Source organism: Alistipes sp. Marseille-P5061, assembly GCF_900290115.1.
Classification (GTDB): Bacteria; Bacteroidota; Bacteroidia; order Bacteroidales; family Rikenellaceae; genus Alistipes; species Alistipes excrementigallinarum.
This window is the reverse complement of the sequence record NZ_LT985749.1, coordinates 713,036-732,570: the sequence shown is the minus strand read 5'-3', so window position 1 is coordinate 732,570 and position 19,535 is coordinate 713,036. Positions and strand designations below refer to the sequence as shown.

At 63.7% G+C, this 19,535-nt stretch carries 16 protein-coding genes and 2 tRNA genes; 12 read left to right on the top strand and 6 right to left on the bottom strand.

The genetic code is table 11. The annotated features are described in order from the left end of the window. Window positions 1-9 precede the first annotated feature (9 nt). The 3 genes from C8267_RS06825 to C8267_RS06815 are packed head-to-tail and all read left to right on the top strand — an operon-like array spanning window position 10 to window position 3,341. Window positions 10-1,041 carry a glycosyltransferase family 2 protein gene (locus tag C8267_RS06825; protein WP_106634134.1) on the top strand — a complete coding sequence of 344 codons (1,032 nt, stop codon included), beginning with the start codon at window positions 10-12 and terminating at the stop codon, window positions 1,039-1,041. A 23-nt stretch (window positions 1,042-1,064) separates the two neighbouring features. Beyond that, a complete protein-coding gene (locus C8267_RS06820) occupies window positions 1,065-2,174 on the top strand; it encodes a glycosyltransferase family 4 protein (protein WP_106634133.1) in 1,110 nt (369 codons plus the stop codon). Window positions 2,175-2,189: 15 nt separating this feature from the next. After that, window positions 2,190-3,341 (top strand): glycosyltransferase family 4 protein, encoded by a 1,152-nt coding sequence (locus tag C8267_RS06815; RefSeq protein WP_106634132.1) that lies wholly within the window; start codon window positions 2,190-2,192, stop codon window positions 3,339-3,341. Window positions 3,342-3,618: 277 nt separating this feature from the next. Here C8267_RS06815 and C8267_RS06810 read toward each other — a convergent pair whose 3' ends face one another. Then, window positions 3,619-4,098: a hypothetical protein gene (locus tag C8267_RS06810; protein WP_106634131.1), complete on the bottom strand. Its 480-nt coding sequence runs from the start codon at window positions 4,096-4,098 to the stop codon at window positions 3,619-3,621. Window positions 4,099-5,128: 1,030 nt separating this feature from the next. Next, entirely contained in the window at window positions 5,129-5,854 is a 726-nt protein-coding gene (locus C8267_RS06805) for an RsiV family protein (protein WP_087362021.1), read from the bottom strand. A 543-nt stretch (window positions 5,855-6,397) separates the two neighbouring features. On the opposite strand from C8267_RS06805, the gene C8267_RS06800 reads away from it, so the two are divergent. After that, window positions 6,398-6,472 (top strand) — tRNA-Glu (locus C8267_RS06800). A gap of 65 nt (window positions 6,473-6,537) precedes the next feature. Then, a complete protein-coding gene (locus C8267_RS06795) occupies window positions 6,538-7,872 on the top strand; it encodes an MATE family efflux transporter (RefSeq protein WP_106634130.1) in 1,335 nt (444 codons plus the stop codon). A 344-nt stretch (window positions 7,873-8,216) separates the two neighbouring features. On the opposite strand, the gene hpf is transcribed toward C8267_RS06795, so the two are convergent. Both hpf and C8267_RS06785 read right to left on the bottom strand, forming a co-directional pair. Continuing rightward, window positions 8,217-8,513 carry a ribosome hibernation-promoting factor, HPF/YfiA family gene (gene hpf / locus C8267_RS06790; protein WP_087362019.1) on the bottom strand — a complete coding sequence of 99 codons (297 nt, stop codon included), beginning with the start codon at window positions 8,511-8,513 and terminating at the stop codon, window positions 8,217-8,219. Between the two features lie 24 nt (window positions 8,514-8,537). Further along, window positions 8,538-9,440, bottom strand: a complete 903-nt coding sequence (locus tag C8267_RS06785; protein WP_087362018.1) for a tyrosine-type recombinase/integrase — start codon at window positions 9,438-9,440, stop codon at window positions 8,538-8,540. 56 nt (window positions 9,441-9,496) lie between these two features. Here C8267_RS06785 and C8267_RS06780 point away from each other — a divergent pair, with 56 nt between their 5' ends. Together C8267_RS06780 and C8267_RS06775 are read left to right on the top strand one after the other, a co-directional pair. Then, window positions 9,497-10,435 carry an alpha/beta hydrolase gene (locus C8267_RS06780; protein ID WP_106634183.1) on the top strand — a complete coding sequence of 313 codons (939 nt, stop codon included), beginning with the start codon at window positions 9,497-9,499 and terminating at the stop codon, window positions 10,433-10,435. 217 nt (window positions 10,436-10,652) lie between these two features. Further along, window positions 10,653-11,297, top strand: coding sequence for a flavin reductase family protein (locus tag C8267_RS06775; protein ID WP_234025714.1), 645 nt, complete (start codon window positions 10,653-10,655; stop codon window positions 11,295-11,297). 196 nt (window positions 11,298-11,493) lie between these two features. On the opposite strand, the gene C8267_RS06770 is transcribed toward C8267_RS06775, so the two are convergent. Beyond that, window positions 11,494-12,408, bottom strand: coding sequence for a helix-turn-helix domain-containing protein (locus tag C8267_RS06770; protein WP_087362016.1), 915 nt, complete (start codon window positions 12,406-12,408; stop codon window positions 11,494-11,496). Between the two features lie 643 nt (window positions 12,409-13,051). Between C8267_RS06770 and C8267_RS06765 the strand changes: the two genes are divergently transcribed. The 5 genes from C8267_RS06765 (at window position 13,052) to C8267_RS06745 (ending at window position 18,987) form a co-directional block, all read left to right on the top strand. Further along, entirely contained in the window at window positions 13,052-14,269 is a 1,218-nt protein-coding gene (locus C8267_RS06765) for a cupin domain-containing carboxymuconolactone decarboxylase family protein (protein ID WP_234025713.1), read from the top strand. Window positions 14,270-14,643: 374 nt separating this feature from the next. Then, the gene (locus C8267_RS06760; protein WP_106634128.1) at window positions 14,644-15,807 is read left to right on the top strand and encodes a dicarboxylate/amino acid:cation symporter; all 1,164 of its coding nucleotides are present in this window, start codon (window positions 14,644-14,646) and stop codon (window positions 15,805-15,807) included. Between the two features lie 161 nt (window positions 15,808-15,968). Continuing rightward, entirely contained in the window at window positions 15,969-17,240 is a 1,272-nt protein-coding gene (locus tag C8267_RS06755; RefSeq protein WP_106634127.1) for an aminotransferase class I/II-fold pyridoxal phosphate-dependent enzyme, read from the top strand. A 204-nt stretch (window positions 17,241-17,444) separates the two neighbouring features. Then, window positions 17,445-17,517, top strand: a tRNA-Gly gene (locus tag C8267_RS06750). Window positions 17,518-17,769: 252 nt separating this feature from the next. After that, complete coding sequence (locus C8267_RS06745) at window positions 17,770-18,987, top strand: site-specific integrase (protein ID WP_106634126.1); 1,218 nt, start codon at window positions 17,770-17,772, stop codon at window positions 18,985-18,987. Between the two features lie 94 nt (window positions 18,988-19,081). On the opposite strand, the gene C8267_RS06740 is transcribed toward C8267_RS06745, so the two are convergent. After that, window positions 19,082-19,531 carry a cupin domain-containing protein gene (locus C8267_RS06740; RefSeq protein ID WP_106634125.1) on the bottom strand — a complete coding sequence of 150 codons (450 nt, stop codon included), beginning with the start codon at window positions 19,529-19,531 and terminating at the stop codon, window positions 19,082-19,084. Window positions 19,532-19,535: the final 4 nt, after the last annotated feature.

Sequence of the window (19,535 nt, the reverse complement as noted above, 5' to 3'; positions counted from 1 at the left end):
CTCGATTCAATGGATACCCCCTCCCTTTCAAACGACCGACTTGCCGCCCCCGCGGTGTCGGTCGTCATCCCGGTTTACAACCTTGAGGGCTACCTTGCCCCCTGCATCGAATCGGTCCGGCGCCAGAGCTACCCCGATTTCGAGGCCATCGTCGTCGACGACGGCTCGAAGGACGGCTCGCTGGCCGAAATCCGGCGCCTGACCGCCGGCGACGACCGCTTCGTGGTGCTCTCGACCGAGAACCGCGGCGTGGCCCGCGCCCGTGAGACGGCGCTGTCGCGCTCGCGCGGACGGTATGTCTGCTTTCTCGACGGCGACGACTGGTGGGAGCCCGACATGCTCGAGCGGATGGTTGCGGCCATCGAGGAGCGTGCGGACTGCGACATCGTCTGCGGCAACTACACGCGCGTCTGCGCCTCCTACCGGACGGTCGTCCGCGAGGGACGCACGGCCGACCTCGAGGGGCTGGGCTACCTGCGCGAGGTGATGACCTTCGGCGTCGCCCCCTCGCTGTGGGGCAAGCTCTTCAGACGCTCGCTCTTCGACGGCACGCTGCTCCACTATCCCATGCGCCGGGGGCAGGATACGCTGGTCAACATCCAGATTGCCTGCCGCGCGCCGCACGTGCGCTTCATCGACTACGCCGGGTACAACTACCTGCAGCGCCCCGGTTCGGAGATTCACCGCCGCATCAGCTTCGACTACTGCCGCAGCTACGCCGAGGTGGTTGACGACATCTTCCGCCGCAACGCCGTGCGGCTTGCCGACAGCGGCGCCGACCTCTACCGGCTGGTCAACGAGCTCTGGTGGTACATCCGCTACATCGACCGCAGCAGCAGCCCCTGGCGGGGCGACGACCCCTACGTATGCCGGCTGCGCGACCAGACGCGGGGGCTGCACCGCATTCTGAGCGGCTTCTTCTCGCGGAGCGAGCTGCTGATGTTCGCCCTCGACCGCTGGCATGCGTTGCGGCCGGCAGTCGTGCTCCTGCTCACGGCGCGCCGCTGGGGCACGAGTCTCCGCCGCCGTATGGCGCATTGAAAATTTTCGCTATATTTGTCCTTATGGAGCACTCCGGAACCATCATCCAGATATTCGCGACCCCCGCGTGGGGCGGTGGCGAGCAGTTCGTCTACGACCTCACGCGCCGCCTGCTGGCCGACGGCCGGCGCGTGGAGCTGGTTTCGCGCCGGAGCCGCATCATCGGCGAGCGCACGGCGGGCCTCGGGACCGGGTGCCGCACGATGCCCCTGAAGGGGGCCGTCGACCTCTGGTCGGCACTGCTGCTGGCGCTGCTGATTCTGCGGACGCGGGCCTCGGTGGTCCATGTCCACCACTTCAAGGATGCCTTCACGGCGGCCTATGCCTGCCTGCTGAGCCGCCTCTTCGGCGTGAGGCCCCGCATCGTGCTGACGCGCCATCTGGTGCGGCGCGGCAAGCGGGGATGGCTCTACGGCTGGCTCTACGGCCGCATCGACCGCATCGCCTTCGTCTCGGAGCTGGTCCGACGCGAGTTCCTCGCGGGCGAGCCGCCGGTCGACCCGGCCAGGCTCTGCGTCATCCACAACAGCGTTCCGGAGCCCGTTGCGGCGTCGGACGGGGAGCCTGCCGCCGACCTGCGCCGTCGTTTCGGCATTGCGCCCGCTACGCCGCTGCTGCTCTTCTGCGGCCGCCTGGTCCCCGAAAAGGGGTGCGACGTGCTGCTGCGCGCCTGCGCGCGGCTGGCCGAGCACGACTTCGCGCTGGTGCTGGTCGGCACGGGCGAGGAGCGCTTCGTCGCCGCACTCCGTGAAACGGCCTCCGAAGAGGCGCTGCGCGGCAAGGTCTTCTTTGCGGGCTTCGTCCGCGGGGCCAACCGGCTGCTGCCGCAGGCCGACCTCTGCGTCTCGCCCTCGGTGGTCAGCGAGGCGGGCAGTCTGACGGTGCTCGAGGCGATGCAGGCGGGGCGCGCCCAGGTCTGCTCCGACAACGGCTCGCAGCCCGAATTCATCGACGACGGGCGTACGGGGTTGCTTGTGCACCCGGGCGACGAAGAGGCGTTGGCGCAGGCGCTGCGGCGGCTGCTCGACGATGCCCCTCTGCGTGAACGCATGGGGCGCGAGGCCCGCGCCGATTTCGAGCGCAGCTTCTCCTACGACCACCTCTACGCACGATACCTCAATCTTTACGCATAAGATGCTTATTCCGTCATGAATCTGGATTTCCGAAGCCTCCGCATCGCATTCGACGCCAAGCGCATCACCCACAACGCTACGGGTCTGGGCAACTACGGCCGGACGATGGTCGCCATGCTGGCCCGCTTTGCGCCGCAGAACCGCTACGACCTCTATACGCCCGACCCGGGACGCGATGAGCTGCGCCGGCGGCTCGACGGTATCCCGCAGCTCACCTTCCGCTATCCGCACAAGCCGCTGCACGGCCCCTTCAAGGCGTTGTGGCGCTCGTTCGGCCTGAGCCGCGAACTGGCGCCCGACACGGCGCTCTTCCACGGCCTGAGCGGCGAACTGCCCTCGGGCCTCCGCAAGCGGGGCGTTCGGTCGGTGGTGACGATTCACGACCTGATATTCCTGCGCTTCCCGGCCTATTACAAGCCCGTCGACCGCTGGATTTATACGCTCAAGTTCCGCAGCGCCTGCCGCCGTGCCGACCGCATCATCGCCATCAGCGAAGCGACCAAGCGCGACGTGATGCACTTCTTCGGTATTCCGGAGCAGAAAATCGATGTGATTTACCAGGGGTGTGACGAGCGTTTCAAACATCCGGTCGATGCGGCGCTGCTCGACGACGTGCGCCGGCGCCATGCGCTGCCCGACCATTACATCCTCTCGGTGGGGAGCATCGAGGAGCGCAAGAATCTGCTGTTGCTGCTGCAGGCCGTCGCCCAGCTTCCCGCACCGCGCCACGTCGTGGCCGTCGGCAAACGCACGCCCTATACGCAGCAGGTCGAGGAGTTCGCCGCGGCGCATGGACTGACACCCTATCTGCATGTGCTCGAGGGCGTTTCGTTTGACGACCTGCCGGCGCTCTACCAGGGTGCCGACCTCTTCGTCTATCCGTCGCGCTACGAGGGGTTCGGCATCCCGATGATTGAAGCGGCCAACTGCGGCGTCCCCTCCATCGGCGCTACGGGTTCGTGCCTCGAGGAGGCCGGAGGCCCCGGCGCCCTCTACGTCGACCCCGACGACCCGCAGGAACTGGCCCGGCGGATTGAGGAGGTGCTCGGCGACGAGGCGCTGCGCCGGCGGATGGTTGCCGATGGACGCGCCTGGGTCGCCCGCTTCGAGCCCGAGGTCATCGCCTCGGAGCTGCTCTCGACCTACCGCAAGGTACTTGCCCTGTAGAAGCGTTCGGGAAGGCATTTCCCCGTGTCGCGGTGGGAACGATGTTACGGGATTGTTAAATTTATTTAGAATATTCCTAAAATATTTGCATAATTCACCGAACAGCCTTATCTTTGCAACGAAGTTTTAAGGTTCATTTTAGGTTAGTAGTTTTAGGTTGGTGAGGAAACTGTGGAGTTCGGGCTCAGCCCGATTCCGGGTTTCCTTTTTTTGTGCCCCTTTTTGCGCTTCGGTTCTGCCCGGACCCAGTTTCCGGCGGCTCCGAATTTTTTTATTTTCAGCCCCTCCTCTTCCGGGGTGTCTGCTGCCCTGCTTTTTCTTCCGAGCTGCTCTTTCTCCTTTCCGAGTTGTTCTTTTTCCTTTTGGGCTGCTGTCTTCCTTCTGAGGTGTCCGGTGCCCTGCTGCCTTTTCCCTTTGCCTTCTTTCCTCGCCTCCTTTCCCGTGCGCCCTCTTCCTGCACGCCCTCTTCCTGCACGCCCTCTTCCTGCACGCCCTCTTCCTGCACGCCCTCTTCCTGCACGCCCTCTTTCCTCACGCCCTCTTCCCCGCGTGCCCTCTTTCCCGCACGCCTTTTTTTCGCGCCTCCTTTCCCGTGCGCTCTCTTTCCCGTGCGCTCTCTTTCCGCGCTCTCTTTCCCGCGCGCCCTCTTCCCCGCGCGCCTCTTTCTGCACGCCCTCTTTTCGCGCGTCTCGCACCTTCCTTCCCCGCCTACACTCTTCCCGGCTTGAACCCTCTCCCCAGCTTGAGCATTCTCCAACCGGCACCTCGGCTGAACGGAACGGCTGCGGATGGAACGGTTCGAAATGGGGTTCTAATGTCTGCGCAATCGTTTTCGGTGCCTCTACAGGCCCATCCAGGGCGGTTTATGTTACCAAATTGTTAAATATATTTAGAATATTACTAAAATATTTGCATAATTCAAAACGGCCCCGTATCTTTGCAGTGAAGTTTTAAGGTTCATTTAGGTTAGTAGTTTTAGGTTGGTGAGGAAACTGTGGAGTTCGGGCTCAGCCCGATTCCGGGTTTCCTTTTTTTGTGCCTTGTTTTGCGCTTCGGTTCTGTCGGGACCCTCTTCCCGGTGGCTCCGATTTTTTTTGCCCGCAGGCGTAGGTTTTGCCGCCGCTTCACTAGGTCGGACCGAATGGCCTTTGCCTCGGACGGAACCGTTTGTCGGAGACGCATCATCCTGCTTTCCAACGGTTTCAAGCGGCCGTGGAAATCAGTAGAAGGCTGTTTATGTTATCAAATTGTTAAATATATTTAAGATATTACTAAAATATTTGCATAATTCAAAACAGCCCCTTACCTTTGCAGTGAAGTTTTAAGGTTCATTTAGGTTAGTAGTTTTAGGTTGGTTGAGGAAATCGGCAGGTTGCAGCGGTCCGACTGCTGCTAAGACCGACGGGGCGGTGCTCGTTCCGGGGTCGAATACCTCCGATTGAACCTCGTTTTCGATGGGGGTGGTGCCCTGTCGAAAAAAACGGTTCGAGCTCTCTTCGTGAGAGTCCGGACCGTTTTTTTGTTGTCTGGAGTTGTGCGGCGGGGATGCCGCGGCGGGCTGCGAAGTGCGCGTATGGTTTTGGTTTGCAGTGGATTGCCGCCGAAGGAGGCGAGAGGCGGGAATTTTGCGCCGGGTGGCTGGTGCCGTCTGCCGGTCACAAGACTTTGGGGGCCGGCGGCTGGTGGGGGCTGTCGGTTGCCTATGGCCGGGTGCCGGGTGCCGGACTTCAGCAGACGCCGGAGTTCGGGCGCTGGGCCTCGGCGGCTGCTTGTCGGAGCCCGTCGGGTCAGAGCTGTTCGAGCTCGGCGCGGCTGACCAGCACCTCGATGTCGCCCAGCGCATTGTCGCCGATTTCGTAGGGGGCGTAGCGGAAGAGGATGCCCTCGTCGGTGGGCTGGAAGTTCTCGCACGGGAGGATGTAGTCGGGGAAGAAGCCCAGCGCGGCGAGCCCCTCGTCGTCGGAGACGTGGTACTGCGCCCGCAGCCGGGAGCGGATGAGGCCGGCGAGGCGCTCCTGTTGCTGTGGGGTGAAGAGATCGCCCAGCGTCAGTTCGTAGCCCCCTTCGAGCGAATAGGTGTGCGTCGTGGTGTCGTAGAGGTCGTGGGGACCGCCCAGATAGCCCGAGCGGGTGATGGTGTAGACGAGCAGCGTGTCGACCCGTGCGGCGGTCGCCTCGACCGAATAGCTGTAGCGGGCCGCCTCGTCGCCCGGAAGCATCGAGCCGTCGGCGAGCTGCTCAACGGCCGTGCGCATCGCCTCGCGGGCCGTGCCGGTGAAGCCCTCCAGCTCGAAGAAGTAGGCGATGTCGGCCTCCTCGATGGCCTGCAGCGCCGGCGAGCGGTCGGCCTCCTCCAGCGAGAGGAAGCGGTACTGGATGTCGTATTGCGCGGCGCCCGCGTGCACGAGCGTGTCGAGCGCCAGCGTCTCGAAGCGGGGTTCGCTCTTCTTCGGGGTGCAGGCCCCCAGCATGAGCGCCAGGAGCAGCAGGGGGAGGATGCCGGTTCGTTTCATCGTGAAAAGGTGTTTTCTCGGGAAGCGCCGTTTTGCAGCTTCCTGAAATCAAAGATAAGACAACTCGGTCGATAATGCAAGCGCCGGCCGCGGAATCGCCGCCCCGGCGGGAGGGTGTCGGGGGCGTTGCAGGGGCGATGGGGCCGTGGAAGGTGGTGCGCCGCGGCGCCCGGTGGGTGCGGCGGGGTAATCTGCGGTGCGCTCCGGTGTGCTCCGGTTGCCGGATGGGGGCGGTGTGCTCCGGTTGCCGGATGGGGGCGGGGCGCCCCGGTGCCCGGTGGGGCTCGATGGCGCTCGGCGGGGTCCGGCGAAAGAGAGCAGCCCAGCGCCTGTCCATCCGCTGGCTGTCCACCTGCGCTTGTCCACCCGCGCCTGCCCGCAGTCCCTTGCGGTGTCCGACGGCGCCCGATGGGGCAGTGGAAGGAGGCGCGCTCCGGCGCCCCGAAAGCCCCCTGGCGGGCGGTTTTTGCAGAAAAATGCACTTTTTTTACCGAAAAATTTGCAGATTCGATTTTAGTCGCTATCTTTGCACCACAATTCAACGGTGGATTCATCTAAGGGTTAGGATACATGCCTCTCACGCATGACATAGGGGTTCGAATCCCCTATCCACTACCAATAAGGCGACCGAACTTCCGGTCGCTTTTTTTGTCTCCGCACCCCACCCCGAAACCCCTGTACCCATGCAGCGCTACACGAACCGCAACATACTGAAAATCACCCTTCCGGTGCTGGTAAGCCTCCTCATGGAGCAGCTCGTGGGGCTGACCGACACCATCTACCTGGGCCACTACGGCGACGGGCGCACCGAGCTGGCCGCCTCGGCGCTGGCCGGTGTCTTCTATCTGGTGGTCTTCATGCTGGGCTTCGGCTTCAGCGTCGGGGCGCAGGTGCTCATCGCCCGCCGCAACGGCGAGGGGCGGCTGCACGAAATCGGCCCCGTCTTCATGCAGGGGTCGCTCTTCCTGCTGCTGCTCGCCGCCCTGCTCTTCGCCCTCTCGCGCCTCTGCGCCGAGGGGCTCTTCTCGCTGCTCGTCGAGCAGCAGGCGGTACGCCGCGCCGCCGTCGACTACCTCGACTGGCGCGTCTGGGGCTTCTTCTTCTCCTTCGCCGCGGCGATGTTCCGCGCCCTCTACGTGGGGACGACCCGCACGCGGATTCTTACGGCCAACTCGGTGGTGATGGTGCTGACGAACGTCGTGCTCAACTACCTGCTGATTTTCGGCCGCTGCGGTCTCCCCGAGCTGGGCATCGCCGGTGCCGCCATCGCTTCGGTGGCCGCCGAGGCGGTCTCGGTCCTCTTCTTCCTCCTCTACACGCGGCTGCGCTTCGACTGGCGCCGCTACCGCCTCTTCCGCTTCGGCGGTGTGGACCTCCGCCTGCTGGGCCACATCCTGAGCATCTCGGTCTGGGTGATGCTCCAGGAGGGGATGGCCTTCCTCAGCTGGTTCCTCTTCTTCGTCTGCATCGAGCGGCTGGGGACCGACCAGCTGGCCGTGACGAACATGGTCCGCAGCATCGGCTCGGTGGTCTTCCTCTTCGTCAACGCCTTCGCCTCGACGGCCAGCTCGCTGGTGAGCAACCTCATCGGCGCGGGTCATGCGGAGGAGGTGCGCCCGCTCTGCCGCCGCATGACGCGCCTCTGCTTCTCGTTCGTCGTGCCGCTGGCGCTCCTCATCGCCCTCTTCCCCGAACGGGTGCTGGGCTTCTATTCGGACGATGCGCGGCTGGTCGCCTACGGCGTCCCCTCGCTCTGGGTGATGCTCTCGACCTACGTGCTCTGCGTGCCGGCCTTCATCGGGCAGTTCGCCGTCTCGGGAACGGGCCACACGCGCGTGACGCTGGGCATCGTCCTGGCGGCCATCCTCTTCTATATGGCCTATACGCTCTGGCTCACGCTCGTGCTGCGCGCCGACGTGGCGCTCTGCTGGACCACCGACCACCTCTACTATCTGGTCACGCTGCTGCTCTCGGTGCTCTACCTGCGCAGCGGCCGTTGGCAGCGGGGGACCGTGTAGCGCTCCGTGCTGCGGCAAAAGTGGGGCGGGCGGCGGAGCGAAGCTGCGGCCCGAAGGAGGCGGGTGGACGGTCGGGTGAGCGACAAGGGGTCGGATAGAAGAGAGCCGGCCGGGCCGAAGCGGGTGAAACGCGCCGCCGGAAAGGATATAAAAAAGGGTGTCGGTCGGGAAGGAGGGTGCCGGAAAGGCCAACGTGTCGCTCTCCGCACCGCACGCCGCCCATTGCGGGTTGCGCGGTGCATTCCGTCCGGCTGTGGGTTGCGCGGTGCGCCCCTTCCGGCGGGCACAAAAAAACGGCGGTCCGAAGGCCGCCGTTGCTGCATGGGGGTATGTCGTGCGCCGTTCTATTTGTCGAACTTGCCCTTGAACTTCTCCAGCTGGCGCTTCAGCGCGTCGATGGCTTCGTCGACCGACTCTTCGAAGCTCTTCGAGCGGTGGTCGGCCACCAGGTCCTCGCCCGGCATGTGGAGCGTGATGGTGGCTACCTTGTTACCCCTGTCGTGGTCCTTATCGAGTTTCATGACTACTTCTGCGCCTGTCGAGCGGTCGGCAAAACGGTCGAGCTTGGCCATTTTGTTCTCAACGAATTCGAGCAGCTTCTTGTCTGCGTCGAACTTCACGGATTGAATCTGTACGTTCATAGCACAAAGATTTAAGAGGTGTTATCACTTCCCACCCTTTTCGCGGGGATGGGCCTTGTTGTAGACCTCCCGCAGCCGTGCGATGCTGTTGTGGGTGTAGACCTGAGTGGCCTGCAGCGAGGCGTGGCCGAGGAGCTCCTGGATTTCACGCATGTCCGCTCCGCCGTTGAGCAGATGGGTGGCGAAGGTGTGCCGCAGCACGTGGGGGCTTCGCTTGCCCTGAACCCCGCCCCGTGCCAGCTCTTCGCGGACCACCCGGTAGACGACGCTGCGCGAGATGCGTTTTCCTTTCTGAGTTAAAATTAACGCTTTTTCCGAAGAATTGCAAATATTTTGCCGCTCGATTAGCTCCAGGTAGTGCAAAATCTTCTCGCGGAGGAACTCCATGACCGGAACGATGCGCTCCTTGTCCCCCTTGCCGCGCACGCGCAGCGAGGTGTAGTCCTCCGAGAAGTCCGTGCGGTCGATGCCCACCAGCTCGGCCAGCCGCAGCCCGCAGGCGTAGAGCAGCAGCACGATGAGCGAGTTGCGCTCGGTGGTGAACCGCTCGCTGTCGAACTCGCACTCGCCGACGATGCCCGTCATGCGGCTCTCGGGGACGAAGGCCGGCAGCCGCCGCGAGGTCTTGAGCGCGTGGATGCGCTGGAAGACATTCTGCTCGACGATGCCGCGGCGCAGCATCCACTTGAAGTAGGAGCGCAGCGACGAGACCTCGCGGTTGATGGAGGCCGCCCCGAGCCGCCCCTGCTCCGAGAGGTGGAGAATCCACTCGCGGGCCCGTTCGGCGGTCACCCCGCGGGGGTCGAAGTGTTCGTCGTCGGTGCCGAGCCAGGCGTAGAACTGCTCGATGTCGTGGCTGTAGTTGCGCACGGTGAGCGGCGAGTAGCGCCGTTCGGCGGCCAGATATTGAATGAAATCGGGGAGCATGAAACAAAGATAGCGTTTTTTCCTATTTTTGCGTATCGAAAAAACAGCTTGACATGATGAAACGAAGAGTTCTGTTTGCACTTTTGCTCGCCCTGCTCTGCGGCTCCCGCGCCGCGGCGGCCCGCATCGATACCCTTTCGCTCGACAGCCGGGTACTGAACCGCCCGGTGACGGTGGTGGCCGTGCTGCCCGACGGTGCTTCGGAGCACCACCCCGCGCCGCTGCTTCTGCTGCTGCACGGCTACGGCGGTGACGCCTTCTCGTGGCTGAAAATCAAAACCGGGCTCCCCGCGCTGGTCGACCGCACGGGAATCGCCCTGCTCTGCCCCGACGGTGGGCAGAGCTGGTACATGGACAGCCCCGTCGACACGACCAGCCGCTATGAGAGCTTTCTGGTCGGGGAGCTGATACCCTATGCCGACGCCCACCTTCCCGTGGCGCGCGACGCCCGCCACCGGGCCGTAGCCGGACTGAGCATGGGGGGCTTCGGGGCCATGCGGCTGGGGCTGCTCCACCCCGACCTCTTCGGTGCGGCGGGGAGCATGAGCGGCGGGCTCGACATCCGCCCCTTCCCCGGACGGTGGGAGCTCGACCGGCTGCTGGGACGGCAGTCCGAGTCGCCCGAAAACTGGGAGCGGATGACCCCCATCAACCTCATCGCGCAGCTCGACCCGGCCCGCACGCCGGCGCTCATCATCGACTGCGGCTACGACGACTTCATCTTCGAGGTCAACCGCGCCTTCCACCGCGAGCTGCGCCGGCGGGGCATCCCCCACGACTTCTGCGTCCGCCCGGGGGGGCACGAGCTCTCCTACTGGGCCAACGCCATCGACTACCAGATGCTCTTCTTCAGCAAGTTCTTCGCCGCTGCCGACGCCGAGGAAGAGAGGGCCTTCGACGGCGGCTCCTCTGCGGCTGCCTCCTCCGACGACGACGGCGCCGCGGCTCCGGCTGCCGCATCCGACGCCCGACCGGAGGCACAGACCGGCCGTTGACCAACCTCTGAAATCTCCGCCTCTGATGGAAAAACGCAAAACCTCCGCCCGCCGGAATGCAACCCCGGCCCGTCCCGCATGCCGGCCCTCCTCTGCCGGACGCCCTTCGACCGCCTCCGCCCGCCGCTCCTCCGACGGTGAGGACCGCTCCGCTGCCCCGTCACCCTCTGAGCCTTCGACCGCTCCGGTTCCGGCTTTGACCGCCCCGGCTCCGGCTTTGACCGCTCCGGCAGCGGCGGCCCGTGAGCGCTGGAAGCCCGGCACGCTGATTTACCCGCTGCCGGCCGTGCTGGTGAGCTGCGGCGCCACCCCCGAGGAGTACAACCTGCTGACCGTCGCCTGGACGGGCACCGTCTGCACCAATCCGCCGATGTGCTCCATCTCGCTCCGCCCCGAGCGCCACTCCTACGAGATTATCCGCCGCACGGGGGCCTTCGTCATCAACCTCACCACGCAGGCGCTGGCCCGCGCCACCGACTGGTGCGGCGTCCGCTCGGGTCGTGACTGCGACAAGTTCCGCGAGGCGGGGCTCACGCCGCTCCCCTCCGACCGGGTCGAGGCGCCCCTGGTGGCCGAGTCGCCCGTCAACATCGAGTGCCGCGTGCGTCAGCGGCTGCCGCTCGGTTCGCACGACCTCTTTCTGGCCGAGGTGGTCGGCGTGCAGGTCGACCCCGCCTACATCGACCCCGCAACGGGGCGCTTCGACCTGGAGCGGGCCGGGCTGATTGCCTACTCGCACGGCGAATACTTCGCCCTGGGGCGCAGCCTGGGCCGTTTCGGATGGTCGGTGCGTAAAAAATCCCGCCCGGCGGCCGAAAGCCGTCCGGCGGGAAAGCCGAAGTCGAAATCGAAGAGCCGGTAGCGCGTCGTCCGGCCGTAGGAGGCGGCACGAGCTGTACGGAGCAGGCGCTGCCGGTGTCCGGACGCCCCGGGGCGGAAGGCGAATGTTTGCGCCGCGGTGCTGTGCCTCGGATGCGGTGCAGCGTCGCGTGGAACGCGTTGCGTTGCGGTGAAGCGACGTGGGGGTGCTGCGGTGCCCGCCCGTTGCGCCGCGCCTCTCAGCTCTGCTGCGAGCGGTACTCGTTGGGGGTCTGGCCGGTAACCTTCTTGAAGAGGCGCGTGAAGTGCTGCGGATATTGGAATCCCAGCGCATAGGCCACCTCGCCGATGCTGCGCCCCGGGGCGAGCATCAGCTCCTTGGCCGCCTCGACCAGCTTGAGCTGGATGTACTCCTGGGCCGTCTTGCCCGTCTCGCGCTTGACCAGGTCGCCGAAGTAGTTGGGCGAGAGGCAGAGCTCTCCGGCGAAGTACTTCACCGTGGGGAGCCCCTCGCGGCGGGCGCGGTCGCCGGTGAAGTAGTCGTCGAGCAGCCGCTCGAAGCGGCTCAGCACGTCGTGATTCACATGCTGGCGCGTGATGAACTGCCGCTCGTAGAAGCGCAGGCAGTAGTCCAGCAGCATCTCGATGTTGATGGCTATCAGCCGCCGGCTGTGGCGGTCGATGGCGTGCTCGAGCTCGTTGCGGATTTTTCGCAGCGAGTCGATGACCAGCTCGCGTTCGCGTTCCGAAAGGTGCAGCGCCTCGTTCACCTCGTACGAGAAGAAGGAGTACTCCTTCATGTTGCGGGCCAGCGACGTGCCGCGGATGAGGTCGGGGTGGAAGACCAGCGCCCACCCCTTGGGCTGGAACTTTTCGCCGTTGTCCTCCACGCCGATGACCTGTCCCGGTGCCAGACAGACGAGCGTCCCCTCCTGATAGTCGTAGTGGTGGCGGCCGTAGAGCAGGTCGCCGCACTTCACCTCCTTGAGAAAGATGGCGTAGAAGCCGAAGGTCTGCCGCTGGTGGCGGATGGGTGAGACCTCCGACATGTCAATGACGCTCACCAGCGGGTGGAGTGTCTCGATGCCGAGCTGGGCGTTGTACTCGCCGACCGATTCGATGTGGAGGATTTGCTCCCTTTCTCTCTCTGCCATGGATGCCGTGGAATTGGTTTCAGGACAAAGATAGCTCTTTTTTGCGGGAACGGAGCGCCGGCGGCCGCAAAACCGGAATCGGGGTAGCGCAATCCGGAATCGGGATAGATGCCCGCGCCGTCGGTGCGGATTCCATGCCCCGGTACGGGCCGGATGCTGTCCCGGCCGGACAAAGCGCCGGGCGGAAGAGCCCCCGACCGGACGCGCCCGGGCGGATGAAGCTGCGGGCGGAAGAGCCCCCCCGACCGGGCGGAAGGCCCCCGCTGCCCCGCGCGGAGCGGGCGGCGCAGGCAGAAACCGGAATCGGGGTAGGTTTTCCCGGAATAGGGTTGGGCGGAGCTGCGGCGCGATGCGCTACCTTTGCATCGGACGGAAAGGAGCACCGCCGGTGCGGGAGGCCGACGCGCAACTTCTGCACACATCACACACCGCATCGCCCGACCGGTATTCGCTGCCGGTCCGCTGCCGGCCTCCTCACGGCGGGGCTTTCCTCCACCGTCCGACCAACGCACGAAAAAAACGAACAGCCATGAATGCAAGACTCCGTATGCGAACCGCCCTGCTGGCGGCTGCGGCGACGCTTCTGCTCGCGCCCGCACTCCATGCCCAGCAAAATGCCCGGCAAAACACAACACCGACAACCATGGATAAACAGACCTCTTTCCGGCAGATTTTCCCGCAGGGTGCGGAGAATCCGCCCGTCAATGCACAGTATTTCACCGGGCGCTCCTACCTGGCGCCCCTGACCGCCAACAAGGCGCTCAACGTCCCGCTCTACAACGTCACCTTCGAGCCCGGCTGCCGCAATAACTGGCACAGCCATACCGGAGGCCAGATTCTGATTGTGACCGCCGGCCGCGGCTACTACCAGGAGCGCGGCAGCGCGGCCCGCGAGCTGCTGCCGGGCGACGTGGTGGAGATTGCCCCCGACGTCGAGCACTGGCACGGGGCCGCCCCCGACAGCTGGTTCTCGCACCTGGCCGTCGAGTGCAACCCCGCCACCAACCGCAACACGTGGCTCGAACCGGTCGACGACGAGTCCTATGCCGCCGCCGTGGCCGGTGCGCAGCCTTCACCCGTGCGGCAGTCGCAGGAGAGGCTGCCGCTGACCGACGAGGCGGCCCGCAACCTGGCCGCCTGGCAGTCGGACGAGACGGCACAGCTCGCCCTCACGGACCCCGAGCTGGCCGCCGCGGTCGGCAACTTCGCCTTCGACGAGGTGCGGCGCGTCGGCGGGCTGAGCTCCGAGGAGCGTATCCTCGTGACGATGGCGTCGGCCATTGCGCTGGGGAGCGAACCCCTCTACCGGCAGACGGTCGGGGCGGCGCTCGATGCGGGTCTTTCACCCGAGATGGTCGAGGAGGTGCTCTACCACGCTACCCCCTACGTCGGCTTCGCACGGGTTGAGGGGCTGCTCGGCCTCAAGAACCGGCTGCTGGCCCGGCGGGGCGTCGCGCTCCCGCTCAAGGGCCGTGCGACCGTCACCCGTGACGAGCGGCTCGAAAAGGGGCTCGCCCTCCAGAAGTCGCTCTTCGGCGAGGCCATCGACCGCATGTATGAAACTTCGCCCGCCGACCTGCTCCCCCTGCAGCGCGCCCTCTCGGCCAACTGCTTCGGCGACTACCAGACCCGCACGGGGCTCGATGCGCGGCAGCGCGAGCTGCTGACCTTCGCGATGCTCGTCTCGCTGGGCGGCTGCGAGTCGCAGGTCAAGGGCCACATCCGGGGCAACGTCGCGGCGGGCAACGACCGCAGGGTGCTGCTGGGCGCCGTCATGCAGCTGCTGCCCTACATCGGCTATCCGCGGACGCTCAACGCCGTGGCCTGCCTCGAGGAGGTGCTCCCAGCCGACGCGCGGTAGCCCCCCCCCGATGCTGCCTCTCTCCGCAACGGGCCGGAAGCGCACATGCGCCTCCAGCCCGTTCTCTTTTCCGGCGGTGCGTTCCGCGCAGCCTTTTCCGGCAGGCCCTTTCCAGTACGGTCTTCCCGTCCGGCCCTTTCTGGTGCGGTCTTTTCCGGCGGCCCTTTCCAGCTCCGGTCTTTTTCATCGATGCGTCCTTGCTCGGTCTTTCCCGGCGACTCGTTTTTGCGCAGCCTTTCCCGGCGGTTTTTCCATCGGGGCGCCCCGCCCGACGGACAAAAAAGGTGAAAACGGCGCCGAAACGGGCGGAAAAGGCGCCTGACGGAGGGTCGAGCGGATTTATTTCCTATCTTTACGAAAAGTTCCCCTCCGACATGAAGTTCAAATTCGGTCTTCTGCCGCGCGTACTGGCGGCCATCACCGCGGGCATCCTCTGCGGCCTCTTCTTCCCCGAGTGGCTGACGCGCGTTGCGGCCACCTTCAACGCCCTCTTCGGGCAGTTCCTCGAATTCATCATCCCGCTGCTCATTCTGGGGCTCGTCGCCCCCGGCATCGCCGACCTGGGACGCAACGCCGGGCTGCTGCTGCTCCTCACGGCGGCACTGGCCTACGGCTTCACGCTCATCTCGGGATTCGGCACCTACGCCGCCGGGCGGCTGCTCTTCCCCCTGATGCTGCGCGGCGCAGCGGCCGGCACGGCGGCCGAGGCGGTCAGCTTTGCCCCCTACTTCACCGTCCCCATGCCGCCGGTCATGGGGGTGATGTCGGCGCTGCTGCTCGCCTTCGTCCTCGGACTGGGGATGGCCTATGCGCAGAGCGTGCGGCTGAAGGAGGTGATGAGCGAGTTCCGGAGCATCATCGAGCGGACCATCTCCGGGGTGCTCATCCCGCTGCTGCCCCTCTATATTTTCGGCATCTTCCTCATGATGACGCAGTCGGGACAGGTGGCCTCCGTGCTGGAGGTCTTCGTCAAGCTCATCGTCGTGATTTTCGTGCTGACGCTCCTGCTGCTCGCCTTCCAGTTCCTCACGGCGGGGGCCGTTGCCCGGCGCAACCCCTTCGTGATGCTCCGCACGATGCTGCCGGCCTATGTCACGGCCCTCGGCACGCAGTCCTCGGCGGCAACCATTCCCGTGACGCTCGAGCGGACGCTCCGCCTCGGCGTGCGCCCCGAGCTGGCCTCGTTCGTCATCCCCCTCTGCGCAACCATCCACCTCTCGGGGTCGATGATGAAGATTGTCGCCTGTGCGCTGGCCGTCTCGATGCTCGCCGGGCTGCAGCTCCCCACGGCGACCTTCGTCGGCTTCATCCTGCTGCTGGCGGTGACGATGGTGGCGGCCCCGGGCGTTCCGGGCGGCGCCATCATGGCGGCCGTCGGCCTGCTGGAGTCGATGCTGGGCTTCGACGAGACACTCGTCGGGCTGATGATTGCCACCTACATCGCCATGGACAGCTTCGGTACGGCGACCAACGTCACGGGCGACGGCGCCGTGGCGGTCATCGTCGACAGCATCGACCGTCGGAGCAGACGGTCATAGCAGACGGTCGTAAGCGGACGCGGGGCGCCCCTTTTCCCGAAAAATAAGTATTTAAGCGTACGCGCAAGGGTCGAAAAATGGCTAACTTTGGCCGTCAAATGCGATTTTGCGTACTCAGGTACGCCCCCCGAACCGAACTGAACATCAAAATTAGGATAGAAATGGTTGATATTTTTTCCCGTCTTGAGAAGAATGCCGGCGGCCCGATTGGCCAGTACATGGCCTATGCCCACGGTTATTTCGCATTCCCCAAACTCGAGGGCGAAATCGGTCCTCACATGCGTTTCCGCGGCAAGGAGATGCTCAACTGGAGCCTGAACAACTACCTCGGTCTGGCCAACCACCCCGAGGTGCGCAAGGCCGATGCCGAGGGCGCTGCCCAGTTCGGCATGGCGGCTCCGATGGGCGCCCGCATGATGAGCGGCCAGACGAAGTACCACGAGCAGCTCGAGCGCGAGCTGGCCGAGTTCGTCGGCAAGGAGGATGCCTTTCTGCTCAACTTCGGCTACCAGGGCATGCTCTCGATTATCGACTGCCTGCTCACGCCGCGTGACGTGGTGGTCTACGATGCCGAGGCCCACGCCTGCATCATCGACGGCCTGCGCCTGCACAAGGGCAAGCGCTTCGTCTACGGCCACAACGACATGGAATCGCTCCGCCTGCAGCTCAAGCATGCCACCGAGCTGGCCGAGGAGCAGAACGGCGGCGTGCTGGTCATCACCGAGGGCGTCTTCGGCATGAAGGGTGACCTGGGCAAGCTCGACGAGATTGTCGCCATGAAGAAGGACTTCCAGTTCCGTCTGCTGGTCGACGACGCCCACGGCTTCGGTACGATGGGCAAGGGCGGCCGCGGTACGGCTTCGCACTTCGGTGTGGTCGACGGCGTCGACGTGCTCTTCAACACCTTCGCCAAGTCGATGGCCGGCATCGGCGCCTTCGTGAGCGGTCCCCGCTGGCTCATCAACCTGCTGCGCTACAACATGCGTTCGCAGCTCTACGCCAAGTCGCTCCCCATGCCGATGGTCATCGGCGCGCTGAAGCGTCTGGAGCTGATTCGCAACCACGCCGAGTATCAGGAGAAGCTGTGGGTGATTGTCCGCGCGCTGCAGAACGGTCTGCGCGAGAACGGGTTCAACATCGGCGTTACGAACTCGCCCGTGACCCCCGTCTTCATGAAGGGTGGTATTCCCGAGGCGACGAACCTGATTGTCGACCTGCGCGAGAACCACGGCGTCTTCTGCTCGATTGTCGTCTACCCGGTCATCCCGAAGGGCGAAATCATCCTGCGCGTGATTCCCACGGCAGCCCATACGCTCGACGACGTGAACTTCACGCTCGAGGCCTTCAAGTCGGTGCGCGACAAGCTCGAAAGCGGCTACTACGCTTCGCTGCCGATTCCGATGCGTGCGGACGAGGGCTTCAAGGTCCGTTAATTCGACCAATCGAAAGGGTCAACCCCGCAAAGGTCCGGAACGGTTCGGTTCCGGACCTTTTTTTATGGGGAGGTACGGCTGTTGGGATGAAAAAAACGTGCTTTTTTGCGGGAAAATTTTGCGGAATCGAAAAAAGCGCTTATATTTGCAATCCCAAAACACGGGTAACAGGCCTCTCGGGAGGCGCCCGGCGGCGGGAACCATGCGGAAATAGCTCAGTTGGTAGAGCGCAACCTTGCCAAGGTTGAGGTCGCGGGTCCGAGTCCCGTTTTCCGCTCCGGAGGGGGCCAGAAAAGAAACCCGATAGGAAGCAAAAAGTCTTGTATATCAGCGATATGCAAGGCTTTTTCTTATATTCTCCCACTCTTGTTGACGCAAAAGGCAGCAAGTATTTCACGCCTTAATCGTGACCTTTTTTGCTCGGACCGAAAATAGGTCACGATTTAGCTCTATTTCGCTGATTTGTATTATTTTACTCTACAACATTCCAGTGCTGAAGACGTTTAATTTATCCAAAAACCAAGCAGCCATGTTGCCACGAACCACCTTCAGCGTCGTCTTCTTCTGCAAGAAGACCAAAGTCACGAAAAAGGGCAAGGCCCCGATCTATGCCCGTATCACTACGACCGGTCAGTCGACCGAAATCTACACACAGTGCCAGATCGAGCCCGAACGCTGGAATCAGCGCCTCGAACGCTCTCTCTACAAGGATGAGGTCGACCAGCAGATCAACCGCATCGTAGCCAGCTACCGGGCCTCAATCCTTGCCGCCTACGACCGCCTGATCCAGGAGAACAGGACGCCGACCTGCTTTGCCGTCAAACAACTGCTGGGCTCCGCCTCTTCGAGCCGGATGGTGCTGGCGGAGTTTGGCAAATACTGCGAGAAACGCCAGCAGGAGGTCGGCACCCGTATCACGCAGCTCACGGCCAACAAGTACCACCGCCTGCTGCGCTACATGACCGAATATGTCCGGCAGGTGTATGGCAAAGAGGATCTTCCGCTGGAGACGATCGACTATGCCTACGTCGATGGATTGAACACCTACATGCAGACGGTTTACAACTGCCACAACAACGGGGCGGTCAATTTGCTCTGCTGTTTGAAGAACTTCCTGCTCTATGCCGTCCGCAACGAATGGATCGAGAAGAATCCCTTCCGCTACTACAAGATGAAGATCGACAAGACGAACGTCAAGGTCCCGCTGACGAAGGCGGAACTGGACCTGCTGCTAAGGCGACAGATGCCCAACGAGCGGCTGGACCGCATCCGGGATGTCTTCTGCTTCTGCGCGCTGACGGGACTGGCCTTCACGGATGTCGACCACCTGCGGCGGGAACACTTCACAACGGACGAGGAGGGACAACTGTGGATCCATAAGCCGCGGGAGAAGACTGCGGTGATGAGCCGTGTTCCGGTGCTTCCGCAGGCGGCGGCCCTGCTGGAGAAGTACCGCGACGATGCCAACTGTCGGGCGCGGGGCAAGCTGCTGCCCGTCCCGTCGAATACGAAGATGAATGCCTACCTGAAGGAGATAGCGGATATCTGCCAGATTCAGAAGCATCTGACCACGCACTTGGCGCGCCATACGTTTGCAACGCTGGCGATTGAATACGGGATGCCGATCGACATCATCGCCAAGATTCTGGGCCATACGAATACGAACATGACGCGGCGCTATGCGAAGATCTCCGAGGCGAATATCAGTCGGGAGATGCGCCGCATCGGCAAGGTCTTGACGGCGTAAACCGGTTGTGTTATTTCGGGTAACAGCCGGTAAGCAAAACAGGCGTGATGCCGTCGCAAACGGTATCACACCTGTCATTTACGGTATGGAAACCTTACCAACTAACCGGTTCGTTCAGAATCACGCCGTCGGCAGCGTCCTCGGCCGTAAAGGTGCCGCCCTTGTACTGTACGCAGAGCATGACAAGTGCCTCGCGGCCCGTATTGCGGACGGAGCGCCGCCCGGCAGGAGCTACCCGCACGACCGAACCTTCCCCGATCGGGAAGATCTTGCCGTCGACCTGGAATTTACCCTCGCCCGAGAGAAAGAAGTAAAGTTCCTCGTGTGTTTTGTGGGTGTGCAGGAATCCGGTTTCCGTACCGGGAGCGAACGACTGGAAGGAGAACTCCGCACCCGTTGTCTGCAAGGCGGCACCTCCGAAGACCTTGCCCGGAATCTTGACGGCCGGATTCAGTTCCAGTACGAATTCGTTCAGTTCGCTCAACTTGCCGAGCCCGATAGCACTGAAATTTTCGGCTTCGGCGATTTTTTCAATCTGTTTCATCGTT

What these genes read in the sequence shown, in the direction of transcription:
- hpf (WP_087362019.1), bottom strand. Translation starts at nt 8,513, where the DNA reads ATGAACGTACAGATTCAATCCGTGAAGTTCGACGCAGACAAGAAGCTG.
- C8267_RS06820 (WP_106634133.1), top strand. Translation starts at nt 1,065, where the DNA reads ATGGAGCACTCCGGAACCATCATCCAGATATTCGCGACCCCCGCGTGG.
- C8267_RS06825 (WP_106634134.1), top strand. Translation starts at nt 10, where the DNA reads ATGGATACCCCCTCCCTTTCAAACGACCGACTTGCCGCCCCCGCGGTG.
- C8267_RS06770 (WP_087362016.1), bottom strand. Translation starts at nt 12,408, where the DNA reads ATGGCAGAGAGAGAAAGGGAGCAAATCCTCCACATCGAATCGGTCGGC.
- C8267_RS06780 (WP_106634183.1), top strand. Translation starts at nt 9,497, where the DNA reads ATGAAACGAAGAGTTCTGTTTGCACTTTTGCTCGCCCTGCTCTGCGGC.
- C8267_RS06815 (WP_106634132.1), top strand. Translation starts at nt 2,190, where the DNA reads ATGAATCTGGATTTCCGAAGCCTCCGCATCGCATTCGACGCCAAGCGC.
- C8267_RS06785 (WP_087362018.1), bottom strand. Translation starts at nt 9,440, where the DNA reads ATGCTCCCCGATTTCATTCAATATCTGGCCGCCGAACGGCGCTACTCG.
- C8267_RS06745 (WP_106634126.1), top strand. Translation starts at nt 17,770, where the DNA reads ATGTTGCCACGAACCACCTTCAGCGTCGTCTTCTTCTGCAAGAAGACC.
- C8267_RS06795 (WP_106634130.1), top strand. Translation starts at nt 6,538, where the DNA reads ATGCAGCGCTACACGAACCGCAACATACTGAAAATCACCCTTCCGGTG.
- C8267_RS06805 (WP_087362021.1), bottom strand. Translation starts at nt 5,854, where the DNA reads ATGAAACGAACCGGCATCCTCCCCCTGCTGCTCCTGGCGCTCATGCTG.
- C8267_RS06760 (WP_106634128.1), top strand. Translation starts at nt 14,644, where the DNA reads ATGAAGTTCAAATTCGGTCTTCTGCCGCGCGTACTGGCGGCCATCACC.
- C8267_RS06740 (WP_106634125.1), bottom strand. Translation starts at nt 19,531, where the DNA reads ATGAAACAGATTGAAAAAATCGCCGAAGCCGAAAATTTCAGTGCTATC.
- C8267_RS06755 (WP_106634127.1), top strand. Translation starts at nt 15,969, where the DNA reads ATGGTTGATATTTTTTCCCGTCTTGAGAAGAATGCCGGCGGCCCGATT.
- C8267_RS06765 (WP_234025713.1), top strand. Translation starts at nt 13,052, where the DNA reads ATGGATAAACAGACCTCTTTCCGGCAGATTTTCCCGCAGGGTGCGGAG.